The organism is Burkholderia sp. LS-044 (assembly GCF_004803625.1).
GTDB lineage: Bacteria > Pseudomonadota > Gammaproteobacteria > Burkholderiales > Burkholderiaceae > Burkholderia > Burkholderia cepacia.
The window spans coordinates 72218-93531 of record NZ_SSWO01000002.1; the positions used below are offsets into that span (position 1 = coordinate 72218).

Genomic DNA, 21314 nt, shown 5'->3' on the forward strand with positions numbered 1-21314 from the left:
TCGAACGTGCATCCCATCTGGAGACCGGGTGAATGAAAGGCTAGGGAATGAAAGTGAAAAAATGTTGTGTGGCGTCCGGGCGAGGCCGCGTGTTTTCATTTGTTTTAATTATTACGCCGGTGCGAAAGTTTTAATTTTTACGGTTATTTCGACGCTTGAGTAGAGCGTGATCCTGTCGGTATTTTCACGAATGAATCAAATTCGTTTCGGTCATCCGGAGAAACGCGTGCCGACGGCATGCAGGAGGCTGATGTACCGGGCTCTCCGGGCATTGTGCCGGGCGAATCGATTCTCGTTTGTGATGGCACGGCAGGGGCCGTACGCGCGTCGACCGGCGGTTCGCAAGCGGAAATGCCGGCTCCGCCGGCCCTGCGCGGCCATGCGCTTCTCAAGTTTGAAACACTCGTTCATCTGACCATCCGGCGCACGCCTGCGAGCCGGATTCGTCCGTCAAATCCGGCAGTTGCGTCGCGGCGCCCGACAAGCGCCGGGGGTGTCGAACCGCCATTACGATACATTCCTGAAACAAAAAATGTCGTTCCTGGCGATGCAGGCGGCCGTGGCGGCCGTTTGCCGTGTGCAATCTCCGGTGGAATAACGAGTGGCACGCTGCTTGCGGTACTGGACGCACCGGCGGGCGGTCGACACGAAGCAACGAACAGGTGGGGCGGCCAACTCGTCAATAAGCAGTCGGGGAAACGGCGATGAAGACCATAAGCTGTAGGTTGATCGGCGCGTACTTTGCGCATCAGTGGGGTAGTCGGAAAGGCCGGGGTGACGCTCGCGACGCTGTGCCAGCATCGCGGGTTGCGCTGTCCCGGTTTCTTGCCCGCCGCGCGCTTCGCGTGCTGGCGCGGTTGTCGCGCCGCACGGCAGTCGGGCGACAGCGACACTCACTTTCATTCGGTTCATCGGGATGGATCAGGCTGTTCGTGCCGGACAGCGTGATGCCGATTCGTCTTCGGCCGTGCGGGGCCGCTTCGATCGCGCCTGGCCCATGCCGGCGCCGGCCGGATTAGATCGAACGACCGTCGGCCGGATTATCCGGAAGACCTTTCGTCGACAGCTCAGGGAGACGACATGCCACCTGGCTGCAATGCAGGCCCGTTGTCGCCTGAATAAAAGGTGTATTTTTCAACGTCGCTGCATTTGCGGTGGTTAATGTATTCGCGAATTTTCGATTCCGGAATGGAGTGCCGCGTGCCGGCACGCCGACCGGCGGGGTATCGAATATCGCGGGCCGGAAATGTGTCTGCATCTTTCCGGCTTGTCAGGCCGATTGTGTTTTTTTAATAAATCCAATGTTCATAAAAATAATAGAAAACACCTACCAAAAAAATTTGGATAACCAAAAAACACGAGACTAAGCTTCGTCTGGCCAAATTCGCAAAAAACAGAAATTGAAAAGGCAGCATGATTTCTTAATTTGATAGTGATCCTTAATTTCGAGGATTGCTCAAGTCAGGAAGGTTGATGGCGTGCGATCTTCCTGACTCACTCCGTCCACGCCGTTTTGGAGTCGACCATGAAGAAGCTTCTGATTGCAGCAGCAGTTCTGGCGGTTTCGGGTGCAGCGTTCGCAGGTAGCGGCACGGTGTCGAGCAGCAGCTCGTCGAGCGGCGGTTCGACGATGGCAGGCGTTGCCGGCTTCGGCCATTTCACCGCGACCGATTCCGGCTCTGCACTCGGTGCAGCCGGCGCACTTGCCGGTGGCCCGGGCAGCGGTTCGGTCTCGTACACGAACCACACGCAATCGTCGTCGGTTAGCGGTTTCGGCTTCGGTGGCGCACAGGCAGGTGGCACCAGCGGCGCGAATGCCGGCTCGATCGGCTGGACGGTTCACCACTATTAAGCCGCGACGCGTAGCGTTCGTCATTGGCTGGCGGTACGGATGCCGGGTTCCGCTCGATGGGGGTAGACCCGGCTCCGCCACCGCCGAACTTACTCACAGCAAGGAATTGCTATGAAAGCCAAAGTCATTTTCGCGACAGCGCTCACCGTCATATCGTCGGCTGCATTGGCAGCGGGTTCCTCCACGACCAACCAGACACAGTCCGTTGCGGCGGGTGTTTCCGGTTCGGTTCTGGTCGGCTCTGGCAGCTATACCAGCAATTCGACTTCGACGGCGGGCGCGAACGCGGGCAGTACGGTGACACCCGCTGGTTCCGCCGGCACGGCATCCGCCTTCCACAACACGACCTCGACGGCCAGCGGTTCGGGCACGAACGGGGGCGCGTTCGCGGCAGGCGGCGGTATCGGTGCCGCAGGCTCGTACGGTGGAAACAGCAAAACGAACGAGAACGCGAATGCGCTGTCGGGAGGGGTGAGTGCCACGATCGTGCTGGGCGCAAACCACTACACGGCCAGCAGCGCGAACGACCAGGGCAATGCCAACGCGGGTGCCGCTGGGCTGACCGGCAGTGCTGGGTCAGGCGCGATCACGGGTTCGAATCACTACAACTCGTCGACCGTGTGGAGTACCGGTTCGGCCGGCTCGCCGTCCGCATCGGGCGGAAGCAACGCCAGTTCAAGTGCGACCGGAAGCAGTCATTAGTCAGGTGTGGGGGGGACCAGTTTCCCAGCGACGCTGGTCTCTTTTGCCCACATTGTTGTCACGTAAGGAGTTGGCATGAAGCAGAAACTGATTGCCGCCGCTCTGATGCTCGCGTCTCTGACGGCGTATGGCGCTGACCGTATTGCCAACGACGTGCAATCGAATTTGCAGACGTCAAACAACCCTGACCAGACAACCAAACCGTCAGAACAACAAACGCTTTCTTCGGGCAGTGCCATCGGCGGACCAGACGCCCAGCAGTGGCAGGGCATGTCGGCCGGCTCGTGGTCCCAGCTGGGCAACGGCTGGAAGCAGTTCGGGGAAGCAGGCAAAGCTGAAGGGAATCAGGGGAATTAGTACGGTTGCCTGGGTGGGAGGTAAAACCTCGTCCGGAGAGTGAAATGAACAGCAACAGGATCAAGGTGGCATGCGCTGCGATGTTCGCGATGACCACGATCGGCGCCCAAGCGCAAACCGCCGATTCGACTTCGAGCGCGCAGTCGTCGACGTCGTCGACGGCAGTCAGCCAGGGCGGCGGCTCGAGCATGAACACGAACACCACGAGCTCGCGCGGCGGCAACGCCACCAGCTCCAGCGGGGTTCGCAGCAGCGGCAATTCGAGCGTGAACGTGAACGTGACGATGCCGTCCAGCACGAGCGGCGGCACGAACGTGACGCCGCAGTCGCTGCAGTCGTCCGGCGCGCCCGGCACCAACCCGTACAACACCCAGTCGTCGGAAAACGTCAACTACTCCGGCACGCAGACGATCAAGACGAACCCCGCGATCCAGGCGCCGGGCCTCACGACCACGCTGTCCGATACCTGCATGGGATCGGTGAGCGTCGGCGTGTCGTTCCCGGGGTTCGGCGCGACGGGCGGCACGACGCTGGTCGACCAGGCCTGCGTGCGGCGTCTCGATGCGCGTGAATTCCGTGCGATGGGCCTGACCGACGTGGCGCTCGCGCTGCTCTGCCAGAGCGACGCGAACCGGCGTGCGGTGGAAGCGACCGGGCATCTGTGCCCGGGCACCACGACGCCGCTCGCACGTTCGAACGTGGCGCCGAGCGTGGAAGCGACGGTCGCCGACGACGTGAAGTATCGCGATCCGATCGTGCGTGACCGCATGGGCTTGCCGCCGCTGGGCGCAGCCGCGCCGGCACCGGCGCAGGCCCGCCCGGTGGCGACGACCTCGGTGCAGGCGGCGCCCGTGTCGGTGCCGGTACCCGTGCCCGTGCCGTCGATCGCGCCGGTTGCCGCCGCGCCGGCCGTTGCCGCACCGGCTGTTGCTGCTGCCGCGCCGGCAATGGCGGCGCCGGCTGTTGCTGCCACAGCCCCTGCCGTTGCCAAACCCGCCATTGCAGCCGCTGCACCGGCCGTCGCCGCAGCGCCTGCGGTGGCTGCCGCACCGGCTGTCGCGGCCGCGCCCGCAGCCTCGGTCGTACCGGCGGCCGCGATCGCCGCCGTGCCGGCTGCCGCCGTGCTCGCCGCGCCGGCCGTTGCGGACAAGGCATCGCCGGTGCCTGCCGCGCCGGTCGCCGAGACGAAGGCCCCCGAACCCGTGCAGCCCGTCGCCGACAAGGCACCGGAGCCCGCGCCGGCGGTCGCCGACAAGGCACCGGAGCCCGCGCCGGCGGTTGCCGACAAGGCGCCCGAACCCGCACCGGCAATCGCCGACAAGGCCCCCGAGCCTGTGCAGCCCGTCGCCGACAAGGCACCGGAGCCGATGCCGGCCGCGACCGACAACGCAGCGCAGGCCGCTGCCGCGCCGGCTGCGGATACGACGCCGGCCGCTGCCGTCGTCGCGGCGCCCGCAGCCGAGGCCGCGATGCCCGCACCGGCAGCCGATGCGAAGGCCGCCGAACCGGCTCCGGTCGCCGCGGAAGCGCCCGCACCGGAACCCGCGCAGCCTGCCGCCGCCGCGGCCGCAGCGCCTGCCGACATGCCGGCAGCCGACGCGAAGGTGCCGGACCAGGCAGCCGCGCAGCCCGCCGAGATGCCGGCGTTGTCCGATCCGGCGCAAGGATTGCCGGCGGCTCCGGTCGACCAGCAGGCCGCCCCGGCTGTACCGGTCTTGCCGGCTCCGGCCGTCATCTCGACGAGCACGTCGTCGTAAGCACGCGGGTTTGGCTCCCGTGCGCCGGAATGGTGGCGCACGGGAGTCGTCCGGACCCGATGCCCGACGGTCGTTTCCTGTTTGACGGGTGTTGGTCCCATCCCCGAGGTCAACACCTCTTTTTGCCTGACGAGGATGCAAGGAGGCCTCAATCATGAGGATCTTTTTGGTCGCTCTGTTGTTGTACAGCGCACAAGCCGCAGCACAGGCGGTATTTCAGAACCCGGCGGTCTTCGTGATCCTGGGCGAGCAGACCGCGGCAAACGCCGCGAGCGTCGCGCAGGCGCTGACGACGCTCGGTCGCGCCGACAACACGGCGTGCGCGCCGATGATGATGATCGGCGATCCGCAGATGATCTACATGATGCCGGAGGAGGGTCACGCGCCGTCGTGGCAATCGCCGGTGTACGGCCGTGGCGCGCCGTTCGAGGCGCAGAGGGGGCCGACGCCGACCGGCAAGACGGTCGGCGCGATGCAGCATGCCGAGGACATGCAGACGCAGCCATGGAGCGACGGCAGCGCGATCACGCAGAAGATCGCAGGCGATGCGAGCGTGACGGCGGCGGACCAGGTGAGCGGCTGGCAGCGCAACGGGCTCAGCTCGATCGAGACGGCCCGTGCGACGGAAGTGACGGTGAACGGCAAGACCTACCGGGCCTATCGTGACGACCTCAACGGTGCCGCGAAGCCGGTCGTCGAGCCGCAGATCTACACGCAGCGCGTCGTTTTCTGCCGATAACGAACGTCAATCCGAGAACGGCCCGGCGCCGCGTCGCGGGACCACGGTGCCCCGCTCCACGCGATCCGGCAACGGCCGTTTCGACAACCAACCCAAGCGACGAGGCCATCGTGAACCATTGCTGCCAGATCAGGGTGTCGGGCCCGCAGGATCTCGAACGCGATGCGGGGACGGCACCGTTCATTGCCGTCCGGCGCAACCATGTCGTGCCGTCGCGGCCGCTCGTCTACCTGTCGCAGCAGCACGACGCCGCGCTCGTCGATTGTCTCGCGTCGCGCGGCTGGGACGTGTGGCGCGCGAAAACCGTTGCGGACGCACTGAATCTCGTCAGGGCGAACCGTCTGCATGCGGGCATCGTCGATTTCGGCAGCTTCGCGTCGCCCGACGTCACGTCGTTCGAGGCGCTGCTGCGCGACCCGCGCGTCGGCTGGCTCGCGTTCGCCGACGACGAGCGGCTGCGGGATATTTCCATCGCGCGCCTGATTCGCCACTGCTGTTTCGATTACGTGCGCAACGCGACTGCGTACACGACGATCGGCTATCTGGTCGGCCATGCGTACGGGATGCTGAGGCTCGCGGACGGCAGCCCGGACGCCGATGCGGCGCCCCCCGGCGGCACGATGATCGGCTCGTGCGACGCGATGCGCCGGCTGTTCGCGACGATCCGCAAGGTCGCGAATACGGAGGCGACCGTTTTCATCGCCGGTGAGTCCGGTACCGGCAAGGAGCTGACGGCGGCGGCGATTCACCAGCAGTCGTCGCGCGCCGACGCGCCGTTCGTCGCCGTGAACTGCGCGGCCATTCCGTCGACGCTGCTGCAGGCCGAACTGTTCGGCCACGAGCGCGGCGCGTTCACGGGCGCGCACCAGCGCAAGATCGGCCGTATCGAGGCGGCGCACGGCGGTACGCTGTTTCTCGATGAAATCGGCGACATGCCGTTCGAGAGCCAGGCGAGCCTGCTGCGCTTCCTGCAGGAAGGCACGATCGAGCGCCTCGGCGGGCACGCGTCGATTCCGGTGGACGTGCGGATCGTGTCGGCGACTCACGTCGATCTCGAGGCCGCGATGCAGGCGGGGCGGTTCCGTGCCGACCTGTACTACCGCCTGTGCGTGCTGCGCATCGACGAACCGCCGCTGCGCGTGCGCGGCCGCGACATCATGCTGCTCGCCGACCATGTGCTGCGGCGCTATCGCGGCGACAATGCGCAACGGATTCGCGGCTTCATGCCGAGCGCGGTCGAAGCGATCCACAACTATCCGTGGCCGGGCAACGTGCGCGAGCTGATCAACCGGATCCGGCTTGCGGTCGTGATGACGAACGGCCCGATGATCTCGGCCGCCGATCTCGAACTGCACCAGTACACGTCGCGGCAGCCGCCGACGCTCGCCGAAACGCGCCGGCGCGCCGAGCGGCGCGCGATCGAGGAAACGCTGATGCGCCACCGCCACCAGCATGCCGACGTGGCGGCCGAGCTGGGCATCTCGCGCGCGACGCTGTATCGGCTGATGACCGCGCACGGGCTGCACGGCTGACGCGCCGCGGCGCGCAGCCGCTCAAGACCGCGCGACGTCGGCCGTTAAGACATGAAACGGCCCGTCCGGACCGCCGCGCGGCGATGCGCGTGGCCGGCATGCGGCGCATCACGCTTATCCGAGGTTACCGTGGCAGAGTGCAGTCACTGCGGCAGGACGTTCCTGGTCGGCGGGCGGTCGATCGACGGCCGCCGCTATTGCCGTCCGGCGTGCGCCCGGGCGCATCCGATCGTCGTCGAGGCGGAGCGGGTGCCCGGCGCGAAGGTCTGGGAGTACGTACACGACTGGCGTTACGGGCCGTGCCCGATCTGCCGTCGCGACGACCGGCCGGTCGATGTCCATGCGTCGCATCGCGTCGTGTCGCTGCTGTTCGTCACGCGCTGGGCGACACGGCGCCACGTGTGCTGCCGGCGTTGCGGCCGCAGGAAGCAGGCGGTCGCGTTGCTGGCGTCGGCCGCGTTCGGCTGGTGGGGGCTGCCGTGGGGCCTCGTGCTGACGCCGATCCAGCTCGCGCGCAACGCGCTCGGGCTGGCCGCGCGCGATCCGCAGGTCGCGACGCGGCAGTTCGAGCAGCTCGTGCGGCGCAAGCTGGCGGCGCGCCGGCTGCAGCGCGCGCGGCAGGGCGCCGGCGCCTGAGCGTGCGGCGCGGCGTGCCGCGCGATCAGGAGGCCGGCCGCTCGAAGCCCGAGGCGACCCAGCGCTCGGCACCGGCCTTGTTGAGCTTGAAACCGGCCGACACCTTGGCTTCGGCCAGCAGCTCGCCATACGGATCGAATGCCTTGAGCTGCGCGTACGGCTCGAATTCGTCCGGCACGATGTCGAGCGTCACCGACACATCCTGGCCGTTCTCGCCCTGAACCGTCACTTCCTTGTGCAGCATCGCGCGCCGCTGCTGCTCGTGGCGCATCAGCACCTCGCTCGCGGTCTTCACGAGCGTGCGGAACGCGTTCGCGTCCATCGGCTTGGGGTTCTTCTTGTCGCGGCCCATGGTCCACGGCCCGACGAGCGCGGGCTCGGACTCGCCGTCCTTGATCATTTCGACGGCCCAGCCGTCGTCGTCTTCGTTCTTGATGATGCGGGCCGTCCAGCCGTTGTCGCGCCAGAGGCCGTCTTCGTGGATGGAGGTGTCGTCGGATTGCAGGTCGGATTCGGTCATGAGGAAAGCGGGGCGGGGCCACCGGAGTACGGGCGCGGGCACGGGGCGGTGGCGCGCGGCCGGCATCGGCGCGTCGCTCGCCGCCGGCGGCCCGGCGCGGCATGCAAAGGCGTCGATTTTACCTGCTGGCCGGCCGGATGGCCCGTATGGCCCGCCACGCCGGCCATCCGGCCGATGTTTCCAGGTGCCGGCCGCTCCGGGACGGCCGCTCGAACCGGCGCAAATATCAAACTCGTATTACGTCCCTGACGACCAATCCCGTTACCGTCCGATATCCCGTCCGCGTGCGGCTTCATAGAATCGGTGTGCAGGCTAAAAATAGCCTGAACGTCCGATCAACGCCAAACCGGCCGTGCGCGCTCTGCGTCGCGCGGCCGATGAACCACCGGGAACCACGCATGAGGAAATTCAACGTTCGCATCGTCTTCGCGTACGACTGGCCGTTGACGCTGGCCGGCATCGAGCAGGTCGCAGGCAGCGCCTGCGCGATCGAGCTCGTCGCGGTATGCCGGAATGTGGCCGAGCTGGCCGCGTCGCTCGGCGGCGTCGACTGCGATGTCGTGCTGGTCGACTATGCGATCCGCGGGGACGCGCAGATGGACGGCCTCGGGCTGCTCGACTGGCTGCGGCGCACGCGTCCGAACGTCGGGGTCGTCGTGCTGGTCGCGAACGAGAATCCGCTGATCGTCGGGTCGATCCTCGCGATCGGCGGCGTGAGCGTCGTCAGCAAGTTCGACGAGGTCGGCCATATCGTCACGGCCATTCATTCGAGCTACAGCGGCGGGCACTACCTGTCGCCGCTCGTCAGGCGCGCGGTCGATGCGGCCGGCGAGCGCGGCGAGGCGCCCGTGAAGCTGTCGGCGCGCGAAATCGAGGTCATTCGCCTGTATCTGTCGGGGGTGCCGATCAAGACGATCGCGCAGCGTCTGAGCAAGGGCAAGCAGACGGTCAGTGCGCAGAAGATCAGCGCGATGAAGAAGCTCGGCGTGAACAACGACGTCGAGCTGGTCAGGCGGGCGGCGGGGCTGGGGCTCGGCACCGGTGCGGCCGCGCCGCGGCCCGGCGACGCGGCGTGAGCCCGCGCGCCGGGCGGCCGCCGTCAGGCCGGCAATGCGAACCGCGTCACGGCGTCCCGCAGCGCCTCGGCCTGATCGCGCAGCGAATGCGCGGCGGCCGCCGCTTCTTCGACGAGCGCCGCGTTCTGCTGCGTGACCTGGTCCATCTCGCCCACCGCGCGATTGACCTGCTCGATGCCGGCGCTCTGTTCGCGCGACGCATGGCTGATCTCGTCGAGGATCTCGTTCACGCGCCGCACCGACTGCACGATCTCGGCCATCGTCTCGCCCGCGTGCGTGACGAGCGCCGCGCCTTGCTCGACGGTCTCGTTCGACGACACGATCAGCGACTTGATTTCCTTCGCCGCCGTCGCCGAGCGTTGCGCGAGCGAGCGCACTTCGGCCGCGACCACTGCGAAGCCGCGGCCCTGTTCGCCCGCGCGCGCGGCTTCGACGGCCGCATTCAGCGCGAGGATGTTGGTCTGGAACGCGATCCCGTCGATCACGCCGATGATGTCGCCGATCTTGTGCGAGCGGTCGGTGATCTCGTTCATCGTGCGCACGACGTCGTCGACCACCGCGCTGCCGCGCGTCGCGACCTGCGCGGCCTGGCCGGCGAGCGACGCGGCCTGGGCGGCGCTGTCCGCGTTCTGCTTCACGTTCGCGGTCATCTGGTCCATGCTCGACGCGGTCTGCACGAGCGCGGCCGCCTGTTCCTCGGTGCGCTGCGACAGGTCCGTGTTGCCCGACGCGATCTCGCTTGCGCCGACGTTGATGTTCTCGGTACCCATCCGCACGCGCGACACCATGTCGATCAGCCCGCCTTGCATCGTGTGCAGCGCGTGCAGCAGGCTGCCGCGATCGTCGTGCTTCACGGCGACGTGCGCGGTCAGGTCGCCCTGCGCGATGCGCTGCGCGGCGTCGAGTGCCACTTCCAGCTCGCCGCCGAGGTTCGCGCGCACGCTTTTCAGCACCAGCACCATCACGGCGGTCGCGATCCCGCCGAGCACGGTCGTCATCGCGAGCCAGCGGCCGACGCTTTCGAGCACGGCGGTGCGCACGTCATTCATGTACATGCCGGTCACGATGTACCAGTCCCAGGGTGCGAAGCGCTGCACGGCGCTGGTTTTCTCCTGCGGCTTGTCGGCGCCCGGCTTCGGCCACAGATACTCGACGAAGCCCTTGCCGCCTTCGAGGTTGCCGGCCTTCACGATCTCGACGAACAGGTGCTTGCCGTTCGGGTCGGTGAAATTCGACACGTCCTTGCCGTTGAGGTCGGCCTTGATCGGATGCATCACGATCACGGGCTTCGAGTCGTTGACGGAGATGTAGCCGTCGGCGCCGGAACGCATCGCGGCGATCGCCTCGAGTGCCTTCTGCTTCGCGTCGGCTTCCGGCAGCGCGTTCTGCTGCGACAGCTTGTAGTAATGATCGGTCACGCTCGCGGCCTGCGCGACCAGCGACGCGAGCTGGTCGCGGCGGTCCGCGATCATCGATGCGCGCGTCTGCCAGGCCCCGAGCCCGGCGATCACGAGCAGGCCGAGCCAGAGGATGACGATCATCGAGGCGAGTTTCTGATTCAGGGAAAGGTTGCGCATGGTGTGTGGTCGGTCAGTCGTGGAAGCTCGCCGGGGCGGCGTGACGGGATAAGTGTCTTGACGGCGCCCGACGTGCGTTGCCGTAGGCGGGTTATCCCTAGGAGCCGGCGCCGGCGCCATCGCCGATGCCGTCGACACCGACAAGGGCATCTATGCATATGCATAACGGGCGTCGCTATACTGTCGGGGCGTTTGAATGCGCGCCGCGCGCGGCGCGGCGGCGAATGAAACCGAAAGGAGGCAACGATGCGAATTCTGGTGGTGGGGGCCGGCGCGGTCGGCGGATACTTCGGCGGCCGGCTGGCCGCGGCGGGGCGCGACGTGACGTTCCTGGTGCGCGACGGCCGCGCGGCCGCGCTGGCGCGCGACGGGCTGCTGATCCGCAGCCCGCGCGGCGACCTGACGCTCGCGAACGTGCAGACCGTGCGCGCGGGCGACGCGGGTGCCGGCGTCGCGCCGTTCGACCTCGTGCTGCTGAGCTGCAAGGCGTACAGCCTCGACGACGCGATTGAGTCGTTCGCGCCGTTCGTCGGCCCGCAGACGCTGATCCTGCCCATGCTCAACGGGATGCGCCATCTCGACGTGCTGCGCGAGCGGTTCGGCGCCGCGCAGGTGCTCGGAGGGCTGTGCGTGATCGCGGCGACGCTCGATCGCGAGCAGCGCATCGTGCACCTCAACGACACGCATGGGGTCACGTTCGGCGAACTCGCGGGCGGCGAATCGCCGCGTGTGCGCGCGGTGGCCGAGGTGCTCGGCGGCGCGGGTTTCGATGCGACGCTCAGTGACGACGTGGCCGCGCGGATGTGGGAAAAATGGGTGTTCCTCGCGACGCTCGCCGCGAGCACGTCGCTGTTCCGCGCCTCGGTCGGCGACATTCTCGCCGCGCCGGACGGCCGCCGCCTGCTCGAGACGATGCTCGGCGAATGCAGTGCGATTGCCGAGTACAACGGCCACCGGCCCGGTCCGGCCGCCATCGAGCGGATGCAGCGGATGGTGCTGACGCCGTCGCCGCTGACCGCGTCGATGCTGCGCGACGTCGAAAACCATGCGCGCGTCGAAGCCGATCACGTGATCGGCGACCTGCTCGCGCGCCGCGACCCGCTGGCGGCCGATGCGCTGTCGCTGCTGCGGATCGCGTACAACCACCTTAAGGCGTACGAAGCGCGTACCGCGCGCGAGCACGCGGCCGCGTAAGCGCCGAGCAGGCGGCCGCACGGCCGTTCTGCACTGCAAAAATTTGCCATCCGGCGCCATTTGCGGCCGGAATGGGCAAAAAAGTATCGAAAATCAGGCGTAAAGTTGGTGGAGCCGCGCGCTCGATCGACCTACATTGCTTCCCATGCGACCGGTCGCGTCGCCGCGTGAAATACGCGGCGCACGCGCAAAACGAACCGGCCGGCGAGACACGGGAATGGAGACGCCCACATGATGCACCCCGATCTGGAAGTGGTCGAAGTGCGACGCGACGAGTCGTTCAAGGTCTGGTCGCACGGTTATCCGTATCGCACGATCCGCTGGCACTTCCATCCCGAATTCGAGCTGCACCTGATCGTCGCGACGCGCGGCAAGTATTTCGTCGGCGACCACATCGGTTCGTTCGGCCCCGGCCATCTTGTGCTGCTCGGCCCGAACCTGCCGCACAACTGGGTCAGCGACATGGCCGAAGGCGAAACCGTCGAACGCCGCAATCTCGTGATCCAGTTCGACCCGGCGTTCGTGCGCCGCTGCATGGACGCGTTCCCCGAATGCCGCGACGCGCAGGCGTTGCTCGACGATGCGCGGCGCGGAGTCGGCTTCGACGCGGCGACCAGCGCCGCGATCGCGCCGCTGTTCGACGAACTGCTGGCCGCGCGCGGCATGCGCCGCATCGCGCTGTTCATGACGATCCTCGAACGGCTGTGCGGCGCGGCCGAACGCACGCTGCTCGCGAGCCCCGCGTACGACCAGGCCGATGTCACGCCGACGCGGCTCAGCCATGCGCTGTCGTACATCGGCAAGAACCTCGCGTCCGAGCTGCGCGAATCCGATCTCGCGCAACTGACCGGGCAGAGCGTCAGCGCGTTCTCGCGCGCGTTTCATCGCCAGACGGGCATGCCGTTCGTCCAGTACGTGAATCGTCTGCGGATTGAATCCGCGTGCCAGCTGCTGCTCGCCGACGACGCGAACATCACCGATATCTGCTTCCAGGCCGGCTTCAACAACGTGTCGAACTTCAACCGCCAGTTCCGCGCGGTGAAGGGGATGGCGCCGTCCGAATTCCGCGCGCTGCAGCGCCTGAACGCGCGCAGCCGCGAACTGGCGCTGCACGCGGCGCCCACCGGCAATCCGCTGCCGCCGCGCGTCGTGACGCCCGGCGCGCCCGAACTCGCCCCGCAGCCCGGATGATCGCGGGGCCGCCGCCGGCCCGAGTTTTCCACGCCGTTTCACCCAGCCGATCGCGCCGCCTGCGTCGCGAGGGGCTTGCTCACCCACGAAAAAGCCTTATACAACCGGAGACACCGTCATGACGCCTGCATCGCCCGCCTCATTCCCCCGTCGCGCCGCCCGTCTGGCGGCGGTTGCCGCGCTTGCCGCCGCGGCCTGGCTGCCCGCCGCCGTGCAGGCCGCACCGCTGCGGATCGGCATGACGTTCCAGGAACTCAACAACCCGTATTTCGTGACGATGCAGAAGGCGCTGAACGACGCGGCCGCGTCGATCGGCGCGCAGGTCGTCGTCACCGACGCGCATCACGACGTCAGCAAGCAGGTGAGCGACGTCGAGGACATGCTGCAGAAGAAGATCGACATCCTGCTCGTGAACCCGACCGATTCGACCGGCATCCAGTCGGCGATCACGCAGGCGAAGAAGGCCGGCGCGGTGGTCGTGGCCGTCGATGCGAACGCGAACGGCCCGGTCGATTCGTTCGTCGGCTCGAAGAACTACGACGCGGGCGTGATGTCGTGCGACTACCTCGCGAAAGCGATCGGCGGCAGCGGCGAGGTGGCGATCCTCGACGGCATTCCGGTCGTGCCGATTCTCGAACGCGTGCGCGGTTGCAAGGCGGGGCTCGCGAAATACCCGAACGTGAAGCTGGTCGACACGCAGAACGGCAAGCAGGAGCGCGCGACCGCGCTGTCGGTGACCGAGAACCTGATCTCCGCGCACCCGAAGCTGAAGGGCGTCTTCAGCGTGAACGACGGCGGCGCGATGGGCGCGCTCGCCGCGATCGAGAGCTCGGGCAAGGACATCAAGCTGACGAGCGTCGACGGTGCGCCCGAGGCGATCGCCGCGATCCAGAAACCGAATTCGAAGTTCATCGAGACGACCGCGCAGTTCCCGGCCGACCAGGTGCGTATCGCGCTCGGCATCGCGATTGCGCGCAAGTGGGGCGCGACGGTGCCGAAGGCGATCCCGGTCGACGTGAAGGTGGTCGACCGCGGCAACGCGAAGGGCTTCAGCTGGTGAACGACGTGCAATGCGACTCGAAGGGCGGCGGCACGGCCGGCGCCTTTCGTACGGAGAAACCGATGGACACGATACTCCGGCTCAGCGACATCGCGAAAAGCTTTCCGGGCGTGAAGGCGCTGTCCGGCATTCATCTCGAGATCGCGCGCGGCGAGATTCACGCGCTGCTCGGCGAGAACGGCGCGGGCAAGTCGACGCTGATGAAGATCCTGTGCGGCATTCATCGGCCGGATACCGGCACGATCGAAATCGACGGCGAGGTGCGTCGTTTCGCGGACTATCGCGACGCGGTCGCGGCGGGTGTCGGCATCGTGTTCCAGGAATTCAGCCTGATCCCGCATCTCGATGCCGTCGACAACCTGTTCCTCGGCCGCGAGCTGCGCAACCGCTGGGGCGCACGCGACCGCAAGCGGATGCGTCGCGCGGCGGCCGGCATCTTCGCGCGGCTCGGCGTCGCGATCGATCTCGATGCGCCGATCCGTGCGTTGTCGGTCGCGCAGCAGCAGTTCGTCGAGATCGGCAAGGCGCTGTCGCTCGACGCGCGCATCCTGATCCTCGACGAACCGACCGCCACGCTCACGCCGGCCGAGGCCGGGCACCTGTTCGCGATCATGCGCGAGCTGAAGCGGCAGGGCGTCGCGATGATCTTCATCTCGCATCATCTCGAGGAAATCTTCGCGGTGTGCGACCGCATCACGGTGCTGCGCGACGGCCAGTACGTTGCGACGACCGACGTCGCGCGCACCGACGTCGAGCAGCTGGTGCGGATGATGGTCGGGCGGCGGATCGAGAGCAGTTTTCCGCCGAAGCCGGCGCGCGCGGCGGATGCGCCGCGGGTACTGGAGGTCGATGCGCTGCAGATCGAGCGCGACGGCCCCGTGAACCGCTTCGCGCTGCATGCGGGCGAGATTCTCGGCTTCGCCGGGCTGGTCGGCTCGGGCCGCACCGAAACCGCGCTCGCGGTGATCGGCGCGACGCGTGCGCATCGCAAGGACGTGCGCGTGCGCGGCACGGCGGCGACGCTCGCCGATCCGGCCGACGCGTTGCGCGCGGGCATCGGCATCCTGCCGGAAAGCCGCAAGACGGAAGGGCTCGTCACGTCGTTCTCGATTCGCGACAACATCTCGCTGAACAACCTCGGCAAGTACCGGTCGATGCGCTGGCTGATCGACCGCCGCGGCGAGGCGCGCGCGACGCACGACGTGATGCGGCGCGTCGGCGTGAAGGCGCCGTCGATCCATGCCGAGGTCGCGACGCTGTCCGGCGGCAACCAGCAGAAGGTGGTGATTGCGCGCTGGCTCAACCATCACACGTCGGTGCTGATCTTCGACGAGCCGACGCGCGGCATCGACGTCGGCGCGAAAGCCGAAATCTACGGGCTGATGCGCGAACTCACCGCGCGCGGCTACGCCATCATCATGATCTCGTCCGAGCTGCCGGAGATCGTCGGCATGTGCGATCGCGTTGCCGTGTTCCGGCAGGGGCGCATCGAGGCGACGCTCGAAGGCGACGAGATCGATCCCGACACGGTCATGACCTATGCCACGGCCGGCACGCGAGGAGCGACCCATGAACCTGCCTGATTCTTCTTCCACGCCTTCCCCGACCCTCGCGGCTGCCGCCGGAAACGGCGACGCACCGCCGCCGCGCGCGATGTGGGCGCAGTTGCGACGCTCGACGCTGTTCTATCCGCTCGTCGGCCTGATCGTCGTGTGCATCGCGATGATGATCGCGAGCCCGAGTTTCCTGTCCGCCGCGAACCTGGAGAACGTGCTGCGCCAGGTGTCGATCAACGCGATCATCGCGGTGGGCATGACCTGCGTGATCCTGACCGGCGGGATCGACCTGTCGGTCGGCTCGGTGATGGCGCTGTCGGGCACGCTCGCGGCCGGGCTGATGGTCGCCGGCGTGAACGCGGTGGCCGCGCTCGCGATCGGCATCGCGGTCGGCCTCGGGTTCGGCTTCCTGAACGGCCTGTTCGTCGCGTTCGCGGGGATGCCGCCGATCATCGTCACGCTCGCGACGATGGGCATCGCGCGCGGCCTGGCGCTGATCTACACGGGCGGCTATCCGATCGACGGGCTGCCCGACTGGGTCGCGTTCTTCGGCAGCGGCAAGGTATTCGGCATCCAGGCGCCGGTGCTGATCATGCTGGCGGTCTATGCAATCGCGTGGCTGCTGCTCGACCGGATGCCGTTCGGCCGCTACGTGTACGCGATCGGCGGCAACGAGCAGGCGACGCGGCTCACCGGCGTGCGCGTGGCGCGCGTGAAGCTGATCGTCTACACGCTGGCCGGGCTCACGTCGGCGCTCGCCGCGATCGTGCTGACCGGGCGGCTGATGAGCGGGCAGCCGAACGCCGGCGTGGGCTTCGAGCTCGACGCGATCGCGGCCGTCGTGATGGGCGGCACGTCGATCTCGGGCGGGCGCGGCGCGATCCTCGGCACGCTGGTCGGCGCGCTGCTACTTGGCGTGCTCAACAACGGGCTGAACATGATCGGCGTGAACCCGTATGTGCAGAACGTGATCAAGGGCGGAATCATCCTGCTCGCGATCTACATCAGCCGCGAACGGTCGCGGTAACGCATCTTCCTTCAGACATCCGAATCATCACTGAAAGAGACTATCCATGACGACACCCGAAGCCCCGCCGCGGATGACCGCGGTCGTTTGCCACGGCCCCGAGGACTACCGCGTCGAACAGGTCGCGAAGCCGCGCCCCGGCACGAACGAACTCGTGATCCGCATCGCCGCGTGCGGCATCTGCGCAAGCGACTGCAAGTGCTATACGGGCGCGAAGATGTTCTGGGGCGGCCCGAACCCGTGGGTCAAGGCGCCCGTGATTCCCGGCCACGAATTTTTCGGCCATGTCGAAGCGCTCGGCGACGGCGCGGCCGAGCACTTCGGCGTGACGGTGGGCGACCGCGTGATCGCCGAGCAGATCGTGCCGTGCGGCAAGTGCCGTTATTGCCGGTCGGGCCAGTACTGGATGTGCGAAGTGCACAACATCTTCGGCTTCCAGCGCGAGGTGGCCGACGGCGGGATGGCCGAATACATGCGCATTCCGCCCACCGCGATCGTCCACAGGATCCCGCTCGGCGTGTCGCTCGAAGACGCCGCGATCATCGAGCCGCTGTCGTGCGCGATCCATACGGTGAACCGCGGCGACCTGCAGCTCGACGATGTGGTCGTGATCGCCGGAGCGGGCCCGCTCGGGCTGATGATGACGCAGGTCGCGCACCTGAAGACGCCGAAGAAACTCGTCGTGATCGACCTGATCGACGAGCGGCTCGAACTCGCGCGCGAGTACGGCGCCGACGTGACGATCAACCCGAAGCGCGACGATGCACGCGAGATCGTCCGGTCGCTCACCGACGGCTACGGCTGCGACGTCTACATCGAGACGACCGGCGCGCCGGTCGGCGTGAGCCAGGGGCTCGACCTGATCCGCAAGCTCGGCCGCTTCGTCGAATTCAGCGTGTTCGGCGAGGATGCGACCGTCGACTGGTCGATCATCGGCGACCGCAAGGAGCTCGACGTGCGCGGCGCGCACCTGGGGCCATACTGCTACCCGGTCGCGATCGACCTGCTCGCGCGCGGGCTCGTCACGTCGAAAGGCATCGTCACGCACGATTTCGCGCTCGAGGAGTGGGACGACGCGATCCGCGTCGCGAAATCGCCCGAATCGATCAAGGTGCTGCTGAAGCCGGCCCGCTGACGGCCGGCGTGCGCCTCACCGGAGACATCATGGAATACGTCATAGGCGTGGACATCGGCACGCAGAGCACCAAGGCGCTGCTCGTCGACCGGCACGGCACGATCGTCGCGCGGCGCTCGGCCGGCTACCAGCCCGATACGCCGCGCCCGCTGTGGGCCGAGCAATGGCCGCAGGTGTGGTTCGACGCCGTGCTCGAATGCATCGCCGGCTGCGTGAGCGATGCGCGCGCGCAGGGTGTGCCGGCCGACGCGATCCGCGCGGTGTGCGTGGGCAGCCTGTACGGCGGCTCGGGCATTCCGGTCGACAGCGACATGCGGCCGGTCCATCCGTGCCTGATCTGGATGGACCGGCGCGCGACCGCGGAAGTTGACTGGATCAATGCGAACGTGAACGTCGAGCGGCTGCGCGTGATCACGGGCAACGGCGTCGACAGCTATTACGGCTTCACGAAGATGCTGTGGCTGCGCGACCAGCGGCCGGACGTGTGGGCGAACGTGCGCTACTTCCTGCCGCCGAACGCCTACGTGATCTACCTGCTGACCGGCGAGGTTGCAGTCGATTACAGCTCGGCCGGCAACATCGGCGGCGTGTACGACGTCGCGCGCCGCGAATGGTCCGACGATGCGCTCGACATGCTCGGCATCCCGGCGACGATGATGCCCGAGCGGCTCGTCGAATCGACGGACGTCGTCGGCGGCCTGCTGTCGCAATGGACGGAGCAACTCGGGCTGCCGGCCGGCACGCCCGTTGTCGCGGGCGGCGTCGATGCGGCCGTCGCGACCTTCGCGGCCGGCGCGACGCGCACGGGGCAGCATGTCGCGATGATCGGCACCAGCATGTGCTGGGGTTACGTGAGCCGGCACGTCGATGCGCGGCACGGGCTCGTCAGCATGCCGCACGTGTTCAACGGGCAGCGCGACCTGTACGTGTTCGGCGGCGCGATCACGGCGGGCGCGTCGGTCGCGTGGTTTCGCGACCAGTTCTGTCACGCGGAGATCGATGCGGCACGCCTGCTGCCGCACGGCGATCCGCACGTGTTGCTCGAGGAGGCGGCCGAAAGCGTGCCGCCGGGCGCCGATGGCGTGCTGTTCCTGCCGTACCTGATGGGCGAACGCAGCCCGGTGTGGGACGCGAAGGCGAGCGGCGCATTCGTCGGGCTGAGTCTCGCGCACACGCGCGCGCACCTGTATCGCGCGGTGCTCGAAGGTGTCGCGTTCGCGTTGCGGCACAACATCGAGGCCGGCCGACGCGGAGCGGCCGCGCTCGACGACCGGCTGATCGTCGTGGGCGGGGCCGCGCATTCGGCGCTATGGATGCAGATCATCGCGGACGTGACGGGATTCCCGGTGTGGACGATCGAGCAGGACGTCGAAGCCGCGATGGGGGCGGCCCTGCTCGCGGGAGTCGGGGTGGGGCTCGTGTCGCACGAGGATGCACAAGGCGGATGGGTCACGCTCGTCGAGCGCGCGCGGCCCGATGCCGAACGCGCGGCAGCCTATACGGCGCGCTTTGCGCTCTATACGGCGCTGTATCCGGCGCTCGAACCGATCATGCACGGGTTGCACACGCCATCATGAAAAGTCGATTCGATTTCGGCGGTTCGCGGGTGCTCGTCACGGGCGCGTCGAGCGGGATCGGGCGCGCGTGCGCGGTCGCGCTGGCGCGGGCGGGCGCGCGGGTCGTTGCGGCGGGGCGCGACCTGGCCGCGCTCGACGCGCTGGCCGGCGAGGTTGCGTGCGAGACGTTGCGCGTCGACGTTGGCGGTGACGAGCACGCGATCGATGCGGCGCTTGCCGCGCACGACGCGTTCGACGGCCTCGTGAATTGCGCGGGGATCGCGTCGCTCGAATCGGCGCTCGACGTGAGCGCCGCGCATTTCGATCGCGTGATGGCGGTCAACGCGCGCGGCGCGGCGCTCGTTGCACGGGCCGTCGCGCGGAAGATGATCGCGCGCGACGGACGTGGCGCAGCGCAGGCGCGGGGCAGCATCGTCAACGTATCGAGCCAGGCCGCGCTCGTCGGCCTGCCCGCGCATCTGAGCTATTGCGCGTCGAAGGCGGCGATGGACGCGATCACGCGCGTGCTGTGCATCGAACTCGGGCCGCACGGCATTCGTGTGAACAGTGTGAACCCGACGGTCACCCTCACGCCGATGGCGCAGTTCGCGTGGAGCGATCCGGAAAAGCGTGCGCCGATGCTGGCCGCGATTCCGCTCGGGCGATTTGCGGAGCCGGACGAGGTCGTCGAGCCGATCCTGTTCCTGCTGAGCGATGCGGCATCGATGGTCAGCGGCGTGTCGCTGCCGATCGACGGCGGGTACACGGCGCGTTAGGCAACGTCGTACTCGGGCGCCGCATGACCGGAACCCGTGGCGAATGCACGGCGAATGTGCGGCGCGGCCGCCCGGCGGCTAGACCGGATCCTTGCTCGGCGGTCCGTCCGGTTGCTGCGGGTTGTCGTGATGGCCGGGCGGCGACGACAGCGGGTCGTCTTCCGGGTCGCGGTTCGGGTCGGCCGGTGGCTCGGGCGTCGGGGTCGTGTGATCGGTCATGGAGAACTCGCGCAGTGCGTGACGGCGGTGGCGCGGCGGGGGCGCCTCGTCTCCGTTATAGGCAATCGGCCGTGCATTTGCAGCGGGATTGTCGCGGTGGAGCGCCTTTCGTCGGTGCAATCCGCACGGACGCGGTTTTCGTGCCGACACCTGCTGCGCGGGAGCGGGCCATGCGCCGCTCCGCGTGCGGGGCGGGATCGGTGTCAGCGCAAATCCGCGGGTGTATCGACGTCGCGCACGATGCCCGGATCGTCGACGTCGAGCAGCCTGACTGGTGCACTGGCGAACAGCGCGCGGGCGCCGGTGTCGCCGTCGAGGGCGGCGAGCGCATCGAAGTGGTGCGCGGCGAAACCGACCGGATGGCCGCGCGCGCCGCGATGCGCGGGTGCGACGATCGACGCGTCGTCGGCGTCGAGCGCGCGTGTGACGCTTTCGTAGGTGGACGCCGCGATCCACGGCATGTCGCCGAGCGCGACGAGCCAGCCGTTCGCGTCGGGCGTCGCGCGTACGCCGGCCGCGAGGCTTGCGCCCATGCCGCGCACGGCGTCGGGCGCGTAGACGACATGGCAGCCGGCTTCGTTCAGCAGCATCGCGAGTTTTTCGGCACCGGGACGCACGACGGCGATCACGTCGGCCGTGGCCGCCGCGAGACGGCGGGCGGCCGCGACCGCAACCGGCGTGCCGTCGGGAAGCAGCGCGAGCAGCTTGCTGTGCAGGCCGCTCGGGTCGAAGCGTTGACCGAGGCCGCCGGCGAGGAGGACGCCGGTGGCGAGTGACGCATAGGACATCGGCGCGGGGGAGAGTGATGCAGGTGCTGCGATTGTGCGGGAGCGGGCAGGGATCGACAAGTGA

20 protein-coding genes are annotated in these 21314 nt (G+C 67.8%); 16 read left to right on the top strand and 4 right to left on the bottom strand.

Annotated features, from left to right (window positions below; genetic code table 11):
- The first annotated feature begins 1525 nt into the window (after positions 1-1525).
- The 7 genes from E9536_RS05405 (at position 1526) to E9536_RS05435 (ending at position 7575) form a co-directional block, all read left to right on the top strand.
- Positions 1526-1852, top strand: coding sequence for a hypothetical protein (locus E9536_RS05405; protein WP_027789515.1), 327 nt, complete (start codon positions 1526-1528; stop codon positions 1850-1852).
- Between the two features lie 111 nt (positions 1853-1963).
- Positions 1964-2554, top strand: a complete 591-nt coding sequence (locus E9536_RS05410; RefSeq protein WP_034195965.1) for a hypothetical protein — start codon at positions 1964-1966, stop codon at positions 2552-2554.
- A 75-nt stretch (positions 2555-2629) separates the two neighbouring features.
- Positions 2630-2911, top strand: a complete 282-nt coding sequence (locus E9536_RS05415; protein WP_011354481.1) for a hypothetical protein — start codon at positions 2630-2632, stop codon at positions 2909-2911.
- Positions 2912-2955: 44 nt separating this feature from the next.
- Positions 2956-4668, top strand: a complete 1713-nt coding sequence (locus tag E9536_RS05420) for a chemotaxis protein CheA (RefSeq protein ID WP_136469442.1) — start codon at positions 2956-2958, stop codon at positions 4666-4668.
- 154 nt (positions 4669-4822) lie between these two features.
- A complete protein-coding gene (locus tag E9536_RS05425; protein WP_027789512.1) occupies positions 4823-5407 on the top strand; it encodes a hypothetical protein in 585 nt (194 codons plus the stop codon).
- Between the two features lie 134 nt (positions 5408-5541).
- Positions 5542-6939, top strand: a complete 1398-nt coding sequence (locus E9536_RS05430) for a sigma-54 dependent transcriptional regulator (RefSeq protein WP_049096304.1) — start codon at positions 5542-5544, stop codon at positions 6937-6939.
- Positions 6940-7068: 129 nt separating this feature from the next.
- A complete protein-coding gene (locus E9536_RS05435; RefSeq protein WP_136469443.1) occupies positions 7069-7575 on the top strand; it encodes a hypothetical protein in 507 nt (168 codons plus the stop codon).
- Between the two features lie 25 nt (positions 7576-7600).
- On the opposite strand, the gene E9536_RS05440 is transcribed toward E9536_RS05435, so the two are convergent.
- The gene (locus tag E9536_RS05440; protein WP_136469444.1) at positions 7601-8095 is read right to left on the bottom strand and encodes a hypothetical protein; all 495 of its coding nucleotides are present in this window, start codon (positions 8093-8095) and stop codon (positions 7601-7603) included.
- Positions 8096-8493: 398 nt separating this feature from the next.
- Here E9536_RS05440 and E9536_RS05450 point away from each other — a divergent pair, with 398 nt between their 5' ends.
- Positions 8494-9171: a response regulator transcription factor gene (locus tag E9536_RS05450; RefSeq protein ID WP_027789508.1), complete on the top strand. Its 678-nt coding sequence runs from the start codon at positions 8494-8496 to the stop codon at positions 9169-9171.
- Between the two features lie 23 nt (positions 9172-9194).
- On the opposite strand, the gene E9536_RS05455 is transcribed toward E9536_RS05450, so the two are convergent.
- Positions 9195-10748 (bottom strand): methyl-accepting chemotaxis protein, encoded by a 1554-nt coding sequence (locus E9536_RS05455; RefSeq protein WP_027789507.1) that lies wholly within the window; start codon positions 10746-10748, stop codon positions 9195-9197.
- A 246-nt stretch (positions 10749-10994) separates the two neighbouring features.
- Here E9536_RS05455 and panE point away from each other — a divergent pair, with 246 nt between their 5' ends.
- From panE to E9536_RS05495, 8 genes are all read left to right on the top strand, one after another.
- Positions 10995-11942, top strand: a complete 948-nt coding sequence (gene panE / locus E9536_RS05460) for a 2-dehydropantoate 2-reductase (RefSeq protein ID WP_136469445.1) — start codon at positions 10995-10997, stop codon at positions 11940-11942.
- 231 nt (positions 11943-12173) lie between these two features.
- Positions 12174-13133, top strand: a complete 960-nt coding sequence (locus tag E9536_RS05465; protein WP_027789505.1) for an AraC family transcriptional regulator — start codon at positions 12174-12176, stop codon at positions 13131-13133.
- Positions 13134-13251: 118 nt separating this feature from the next.
- Positions 13252-14193, top strand: coding sequence for a substrate-binding domain-containing protein (locus E9536_RS05470; protein WP_060086287.1), 942 nt, complete (start codon positions 13252-13254; stop codon positions 14191-14193).
- A gap of 62 nt (positions 14194-14255) precedes the next feature.
- Positions 14256-15776, top strand: a complete 1521-nt coding sequence (locus E9536_RS05475) for a sugar ABC transporter ATP-binding protein (RefSeq protein ID WP_060173358.1) — start codon at positions 14256-14258, stop codon at positions 15774-15776.
- Positions 15763-16776 carry an ABC transporter permease gene (locus E9536_RS05480; protein ID WP_060173289.1) on the top strand — a complete coding sequence of 338 codons (1014 nt, stop codon included), beginning with the start codon at positions 15763-15765 and terminating at the stop codon, positions 16774-16776. Before E9536_RS05475 ends, E9536_RS05480 begins: the two co-directional genes overlap by 14 nt.
- A 46-nt stretch (positions 16777-16822) precedes the next feature.
- Positions 16823-17911 carry an alcohol dehydrogenase catalytic domain-containing protein gene (locus E9536_RS05485; protein ID WP_136469446.1) on the top strand — a complete coding sequence of 363 codons (1089 nt, stop codon included), beginning with the start codon at positions 16823-16825 and terminating at the stop codon, positions 17909-17911.
- Positions 17912-17940: 29 nt separating this feature from the next.
- Complete coding sequence (locus tag E9536_RS05490; protein ID WP_136469447.1) at positions 17941-19488, top strand: FGGY-family carbohydrate kinase; 1548 nt, start codon at positions 17941-17943, stop codon at positions 19486-19488.
- On the top strand, positions 19485-20243 hold the full coding sequence (locus E9536_RS05495; protein ID WP_060205092.1) for an SDR family oxidoreductase: 759 nt from the start codon (positions 19485-19487) through the stop codon (positions 20241-20243). Before E9536_RS05490 ends, E9536_RS05495 begins: the two co-directional genes overlap by 4 nt.
- Before the next feature lie 78 nt (positions 20244-20321).
- Here E9536_RS05495 and E9536_RS41330 read toward each other — a convergent pair whose 3' ends face one another.
- Together E9536_RS41330 and E9536_RS05500 are read right to left on the bottom strand one after the other, a co-directional pair.
- A complete protein-coding gene (locus tag E9536_RS41330) occupies positions 20322-20462 on the bottom strand; it encodes a hypothetical protein (protein ID WP_021158153.1) in 141 nt (46 codons plus the stop codon).
- A gap of 203 nt (positions 20463-20665) precedes the next feature.
- Entirely contained in the window at positions 20666-21250 is a 585-nt protein-coding gene (locus E9536_RS05500; RefSeq protein ID WP_021158154.1) for a nucleotidyltransferase family protein, read from the bottom strand.
- Positions 21251-21314 lie beyond the last annotated feature (64 nt).

Coding starts and splice junctions, on each gene's coding strand:
- E9536_RS05415 (WP_011354481.1), top strand. CDS start 2,630: ATGAAGCAGAAACTGATTGCCGCCGCTCTGATGCTCGCGTCTCTGACG.
- E9536_RS05440 (WP_136469444.1), bottom strand. CDS start 8,095: ATGACCGAATCCGACCTGCAATCCGACGACACCTCCATCCACGAAGAC.
- E9536_RS05495 (WP_060205092.1), top strand. CDS start 19,485: ATGAAAAGTCGATTCGATTTCGGCGGTTCGCGGGTGCTCGTCACGGGC.
- E9536_RS05475 (WP_060173358.1), top strand. CDS start 14,256: ATGGACACGATACTCCGGCTCAGCGACATCGCGAAAAGCTTTCCGGGC.
- E9536_RS41330 (WP_021158153.1), bottom strand. CDS start 20,462: ATGACCGATCACACGACCCCGACGCCCGAGCCACCGGCCGACCCGAAC.
- E9536_RS05490 (WP_136469447.1), top strand. CDS start 17,941: ATGGAATACGTCATAGGCGTGGACATCGGCACGCAGAGCACCAAGGCG.
- E9536_RS05480 (WP_060173289.1), top strand. CDS start 15,763: ATGAACCTGCCTGATTCTTCTTCCACGCCTTCCCCGACCCTCGCGGCT.
- E9536_RS05425 (WP_027789512.1), top strand. CDS start 4,823: ATGAGGATCTTTTTGGTCGCTCTGTTGTTGTACAGCGCACAAGCCGCA.
- E9536_RS05500 (WP_021158154.1), bottom strand. CDS start 21,250: ATGTCCTATGCGTCACTCGCCACCGGCGTCCTCCTCGCCGGCGGCCTC.
- E9536_RS05470 (WP_060086287.1), top strand. CDS start 13,252: ATGACGCCTGCATCGCCCGCCTCATTCCCCCGTCGCGCCGCCCGTCTG.
- E9536_RS05465 (WP_027789505.1), top strand. CDS start 12,174: ATGATGCACCCCGATCTGGAAGTGGTCGAAGTGCGACGCGACGAGTCG.
- panE (WP_136469445.1), top strand. CDS start 10,995: ATGCGAATTCTGGTGGTGGGGGCCGGCGCGGTCGGCGGATACTTCGGC.
- E9536_RS05450 (WP_027789508.1), top strand. CDS start 8,494: ATGAGGAAATTCAACGTTCGCATCGTCTTCGCGTACGACTGGCCGTTG.
- E9536_RS05405 (WP_027789515.1), top strand. CDS start 1,526: ATGAAGAAGCTTCTGATTGCAGCAGCAGTTCTGGCGGTTTCGGGTGCA.
- E9536_RS05410 (WP_034195965.1), top strand. CDS start 1,964: ATGAAAGCCAAAGTCATTTTCGCGACAGCGCTCACCGTCATATCGTCG.
- E9536_RS05455 (WP_027789507.1), bottom strand. CDS start 10,748: ATGCGCAACCTTTCCCTGAATCAGAAACTCGCCTCGATGATCGTCATC.
- E9536_RS05485 (WP_136469446.1), top strand. CDS start 16,823: ATGACGACACCCGAAGCCCCGCCGCGGATGACCGCGGTCGTTTGCCAC.
- E9536_RS05420 (WP_136469442.1), top strand. CDS start 2,956: ATGAACAGCAACAGGATCAAGGTGGCATGCGCTGCGATGTTCGCGATG.